7 protein-coding genes and 1 tRNA gene are annotated in these 5,178 nt (G+C 65.5%); 7 read left to right on the top strand and 1 reads right to left on the bottom strand.

Features of this window, described 5'->3' with window-relative positions; all coding sequences use genetic code 11:
• Position 1: 1 nt before the first annotated feature.
• Positions 2–91: transfer RNA gene (locus tag ABY403_RS13095), tRNA-Ser, on the bottom strand.
• Positions 92–332: 241 nt separating this feature from the next.
• On the opposite strand from ABY403_RS13095, the gene ruvB reads away from it, so the two are divergent.
• The 7 genes from ruvB to ABY403_RS13060 all read left to right on the top strand — a co-directional run.
• On the top strand, positions 333–1,373 hold the full coding sequence (gene ruvB / locus ABY403_RS13090) for a Holliday junction branch migration DNA helicase RuvB (RefSeq protein WP_372841272.1): 1,041 nt from the start codon (positions 333–335) through the stop codon (positions 1,371–1,373).
• Positions 1,373–1,765 carry a hypothetical protein gene (locus ABY403_RS13085; protein ID WP_372841271.1) on the top strand — a complete coding sequence of 131 codons (393 nt, stop codon included), beginning with the start codon at positions 1,373–1,375 and terminating at the stop codon, positions 1,763–1,765. Before ruvB ends, ABY403_RS13085 begins: the two co-directional genes overlap by 1 nt.
• Positions 1,766–1,792: 27 nt before the next feature.
• Complete coding sequence (locus ABY403_RS13080) at positions 1,793–2,404, top strand: hypothetical protein (RefSeq protein ID WP_372841270.1); 612 nt, start codon at positions 1,793–1,795, stop codon at positions 2,402–2,404.
• Between the two features lie 60 nt (positions 2,405–2,464).
• Positions 2,465–2,866, top strand: a complete 402-nt coding sequence (ybgC, locus tag ABY403_RS13075; RefSeq protein WP_372841269.1) for a tol-pal system-associated acyl-CoA thioesterase — start codon at positions 2,465–2,467, stop codon at positions 2,864–2,866.
• A 114-nt stretch (positions 2,867–2,980) separates the two neighbouring features.
• Complete coding sequence (tolQ, locus tag ABY403_RS13070; protein WP_372841268.1) at positions 2,981–3,679, top strand: protein TolQ; 699 nt, start codon at positions 2,981–2,983, stop codon at positions 3,677–3,679.
• A gap of 3 nt (positions 3,680–3,682) precedes the next feature.
• Positions 3,683–4,171 (top strand): ExbD/TolR family protein, encoded by a 489-nt coding sequence (locus tag ABY403_RS13065; RefSeq protein WP_372841267.1) that lies wholly within the window; start codon positions 3,683–3,685, stop codon positions 4,169–4,171.
• Between the two features lie 23 nt (positions 4,172–4,194).
• The coding region (locus ABY403_RS13060) for a cell envelope biogenesis protein TolA (protein ID WP_372841266.1) at positions 4,195–5,178 on the top strand (984 nt) is incomplete at its 3' end.

The raw sequence follows: 5,178 nt of genomic DNA, 5'->3' as shown, positions 1-5,178 counted from the left end.
GTGGCGGAGCCGAAGGGATTCGAACCCTCGAGACGGTTCCCCGTCTGCGCCCTTAGCAGGGGCGTGCCTTCGACCACTCGGCCACAGCTCCGTTGCCCCGTTTAATGAAGGGCTTTGCGGGGGGCAAGCGGAAAGGCGAGGCGGGCTGTGTATGGATGGCGTGCCGAAGTGTTTTTTCGTGAAGGGATGCGGTCGGGCAGGGGCGTTTGCTTCAAAAGTGCGTTGCGCGAGGCACCGGGGGGCTGGGCCGGGGCCGTGCGGGTGGGTTCCCGCGCCCCCTTGCGCCGGGCTGCGATTGCCCCGAAACTCAGCGCCATTGCGAAAGGCGCCCGATGATTACCCCTGACCCCAGCCTGCGTGCGGCCCCGATGCCCGAAGATGCCGACCGTGCCCTGCGCCCGCAGGTGCTGGAGGAGTTTGTCGGTCAGCAAGAGGCGCGCGCCAACTTGCGGGTATTTATCGATAGTGCCCGGATGCGCGGGCAGGCGATGGATCACACGCTGTTTCATGGCCCCCCCGGTCTGGGCAAAACCACGCTTGCGCAGATCATGGCGCGCGAATTGGGCGTCAACTTTCGTATGACGAGCGGCCCGGTGCTGGCAAAGGCGGGCGATCTGGCCGCGATTCTGACGAACCTCGAGCCGCGCGATGTGCTGTTCATCGACGAGATTCACCGCCTTTCACCCGCGGTGGAAGAAGTGCTCTATCCGGCGATGGAAGATTTCGAGCTGGATCTGGTGATCGGCGAGGGGCCTGCGGCGCGCACGGTGCGGATCGAGTTGCAGCCCTTTACTCTAGTTGGTGCCACCACGCGGCTGGGGCTGTTGACCAACCCGCTACGCGACCGGTTCGGTATTCCTACCCGGCTGGTGTTTTATTCCGAGGACGAGCTTGAGTTGATCGTGGCGCGGGGCGCGCGGCTGCTTGGCATACCCGCTGAACCCGCAGGCACGCGCGAGATCGCGCGGCGCGCACGTGGCACGCCACGTATCGCGGGGCGGCTTTTGCGGCGTGTGGTGGATTTTGCGCTGGTCGAAGGCGATGGGCGGCTGACCCGCGAAATCGCTGACAGCTCACTTACCCGGCTTGGGGTGGACGGAATCGGCCTCGATGGGGCCGACCGGCGCTATCTGATGCTGATTGCAGAACACTACGGCGGCGGGCCGGTGGGGGTTGAAACGCTTTGCGCGGCCCTTTCGGAAAGCCGCGATGCGATCGAGGAAGTGATCGAGCCGTTCTTGCTGCAACAAGGTCTCGTGCAGCGCACCCAGCGCGGGCGTGTGCTAGGGGCGCGGGCATGGGCGCACCTTGGGTTGGCGGCACCGCGTCTGGCGGGGTCGGGCGATTTGTTTGATTCAGAGGGGGAGGCGTGATGCGCGCGTGGATGGCAGCAGTGCTTGTGGCGTTGGCGGCAAGCGCGGCGGTTGCCGATGGCGCGGACGAATGGGTTGGAAAACACGCGGTCGATCTGCTCAACGCGCCCGAAATGGAGCCTTCTCTTGCGGCGCTGGTGGGGGCGGAGGCATTGGCCGAGATACGCGAGGTTGTGGTTGTCGGGGCAGAGATGGTTGTCGATGGCGAATGGGTGGCGGGCTTTGGCTGCATGGCACAGGTCTGCGCCGATGCATATGGCGCGGTAGCAATATCAGCGCGAGACGGGCGGCTGATTGTGGCGATGCGTCGCGCAGATGGCCCGGCGCGGCTTTGGGGTGAACTTGGCCGTGCCTTGCCGGGTGCGGTGTTGCAGGTTCTTGCCGGGAAATAGGACGCATAGAGGCATTTGGGGGCGGTAGTGCAGGCAGGCGAGGTCGAGCAGTTTTTCCAGCAGAACGGGGCGTATCGGTTTGCGCGCTGGGGGCGGCCGATCGTGCCGGTGGTGTTTGGCGTCGATGACGCCTCACTCGCGCTGGTCAAAGGCGGTATCGAGGCGGTGGTGCTGCTCGCCGGGCACAAAATGGCCGAAACCGACCCCGAGCTTGGTGCCAACCTGCTGCTGTTCTTTCTGCGCGATTGGGATGAGTTGACCGCGGTTCCGGGGCTGTCGGAAATGCTGGGCGATGTGCCCTCGCTGGTGGCCCGGTTGCAGGCCCGCGGTGCGAACCAGTATCGCACCTTCCGGTTTGATGACGGTGGCGCGATCAAAGCCTGCTTTGCCTTTGTGCGGATGGATGCGGCGCTTGCCGATCTGCCGGCCGAAACGGTGGCTTTGGGGCAGGCGGTTCATGCGATCCTCGCTTGGGGCGAGGGCGCGTTTGCCGAACGCCCCGCACTGGTTGATGCGCAGGGTGCCGCCGCGCTGCACCCCGAAGTGGCGGCACTGATCCGCGCGGCTTATGACCCGCTGCTGCCCAACGCCGCCGCTGATGCAAGCCACGCGCTGCGGCTCGCGGCGCGGGTGCTGTAACCGGGTGCTTGCCAATCTGGCCCCCCCGTCGCAGTCTGGCGCCGGCACGGAGGCTTGCGCATGACCCATCGGTTCGATCTGCGGATCTATTACGAAGACACGGACCTTGCAGGCATCGTCTACTACGCGAACTACCTGAAGTTCATCGAGCGCGGGCGCAGCGAGTGGATCGCGGCTCTGGGTGTGGATCAGATGGCGCTTCGGCGCGATGCCGGTGTGGTATTCGCGGTGCGCCGGGTAGTGGCAGATTACCTCAAGCCCGCGCATTTTGGCGAAAATCTTAGCGTCGTCAGCAGCCTGACCGGGGTTACGGGCGCGCGTTTCGAGATGGCGCAACAGGTTTTGCGCGGTGACGAAGTGCTTTTTTCTGCCGACGTCACCTGCGTCTGCATCGGTGCCAATGGCGCTGCCGCGCGGATTCCGGCGGAAATTCGCCACCTGCTTGCGCAAGATCTGGTCTAGGGCGGCGCGAAACTGCCAAAATGACGCAGATGTGTTGGCTTTCCTCTTCACCGTGTGTAATTTGACTGCCAATGAGAGCCACGTGAATGTGGCCTAACAGGCGAGCAGAGATCCATGGAACCTAACGTCCTTGCCGCGGCGCAAGAGATCGACTTTTCGTTGCTGGCCATCTTTGGCCGCGCCTCGTTCACAGTGCAGCTGGTGATGCTGCTATTGACGCTGGCAAGCTTCTGGTCGTGGTCGATCATTATCCGCAAGTTCATCGCATACCGCTTTGCGCGGCGCGAAGGGGCGGTGTTCGACCGCGCCTTCTGGTCGGGCGAGCCGCTCGATGAATTGTTTGACGCGATCGGGCCTGCGCCAAGTGGCGCTTCGCAAAAGATTTTCGCGGCGGGCATGCTGGAATGGCGGCGCAGCCACCGGCAGGACGGTGGGCTGATTGCAGGGGCGCAGGCGCGCATCGACCGCAGCATGGATGTGGCGATTGCCAAGGAAAGCGAGCGGCTTGACGCAGGCTTGCCGTTTTTGGCCACGGTCGGGTCTACCGCGCCCTTCGTGGGGCTTTTCGGTACGGTCTGGGGCATCAAGGTGGCGTTCGAGGGTATCGCAATGTCGCAAAACACCTCGCTCGCCGTGGTTGCTCCGGGTATTTCCGAGGCGCTGATGGCAACCGGCCTTGGCCTGCTTGCCGCAATTCCGGCGGTGGTGGCCTACAACAAGCTTTCCGCCGACAGCGACCGCATCCGGGCGGGCTACGAAGCCTTTGCCGATGAGTTTGCCACGATCCTGTCGCGCCAGCTGGATGCGGACTAAGCCATGGGCGCGGGAGTCATGAGCAAGGAAAGTGGCGGCGGGCGGCGCAGACGGCGCTCCTCGCATCGCCGCCGCGCCGCGATGAGCGAAATCAACGTCACGCCATTTGTCGATGTGATGCTGGTGCTGCTGATCATCTTCATGGTCGCAGCGCCGCTATTGACCGTCGGCGTGCCGCTGGAGTTGCCAAAGACCGCCGCGCGTGCCGTGCCGGCCGAGCAGGAAGAACCGCTGACGATTTCGCTGACGCTCGACGGGCAGATCATGGTGATGAACACCATGGTGCCGGATGACGAACTGATCGCAAGGCTGCGCGCAGTCGCGGCAGAGCGCACTTCGGACAAGCTGTACCTGCGCGCCGACGGAGCGATTGCCTATGAGCGCGTGGTGCAGGTGATGGGGGCGCTGAACAACGCAGGTTATTCCAACATCGTGCTTGTGACCGATGCGGGCGGCCCGGGATTCGCCGGGCAGACCGCGCCGGCGAACTGAAACAGGTCAGGCAGCAAACGCCGATGGACAAGGCAGACAGGATCGGCACGGGCCTTTCGGCGGCGCTCCATTTGGGGGTGATCGCCTGGGTGGCTTTTGGCGGCGCGCTGTTTCGCCCCCGGCACGAGCCGCCAGTGCGCATGACCGAAGTTTCGGTGATATCCGAGGCGGAATATGCGGCGATGACAGCGGCGGCCCCGCGCCCGACTGAAGCCCCGCAAGAGGTTCCGCCCGCGCCGCAGGCCGATGCCGCCACCGAGACCCCCACCGCCGAGACTCAGCCGACCGTGACACCGCAAGCCGATCCTTTGCCCGAGCCGCAGGCCGAAGCAGAGCCGACGCCGCCAGAGGTTGTGCCTGAACCGCTTGTCGTGCCCGAAACGACCGTAGAGCAGCCGATCGCGCCGACGATTGAGGCACCACCCGCGTTGATCCCCGAACTCAGCCCAACCACGGCACCACGCCCGGTGCAGCGCGTCGCCCCCACGCCTTCCGAGGCGCCGCCGCCCGATGTTGCGGTGTCGGAAACCTCGGTTGCCGCCGTGGCCCCGGAGCCTAGCCCCGAGGCCGAGCCCGAGCCAGAGCCGCAGCTTGCCGCCGAGGCACCGCCCGAAGCGACCACACAGATCGTGACCGAGGCAACCGAAACAGCCGAGGCACCTAGTGCTGCGCCTACCAGTGCGCCGCGTCCGGCAAAGCGCCCGACCCGCACCGAGCCCGTCGTCGCTGCCACAACGCCCCAAGCGCCCGCAACACCCGCGGCCCCCGCTGCTGCGGTGGACCCGCTGATGGCCGCATTGGCCGAGGCGCAGGCACCCACAGCCACGCCCGGCACCGGCGGTGTCGGCAACGCACCATCGGGGCCACCGCTGACCGCGGGCGAGCTTGGCAATCTGCGCAGTGCGATCAGCGCCTGCTGGACGGTTGGTGCCGCCTCGACGGAAACACTGCGCAGCATCGTCACCGTCGGCATTACCATGACGCCGGGGGGCGAAGTCGAATCAGTG

The organism is Phaeovulum sp., from assembly GCF_041596715.1.
In the GTDB taxonomy this organism is placed as follows: domain Bacteria; phylum Pseudomonadota; class Alphaproteobacteria; order Rhodobacterales; family Rhodobacteraceae; genus UBA6213.
Note: the sequence above shows the minus strand (reverse complement) of the source record. Positions and strands in the feature narration are given on the sequence as shown.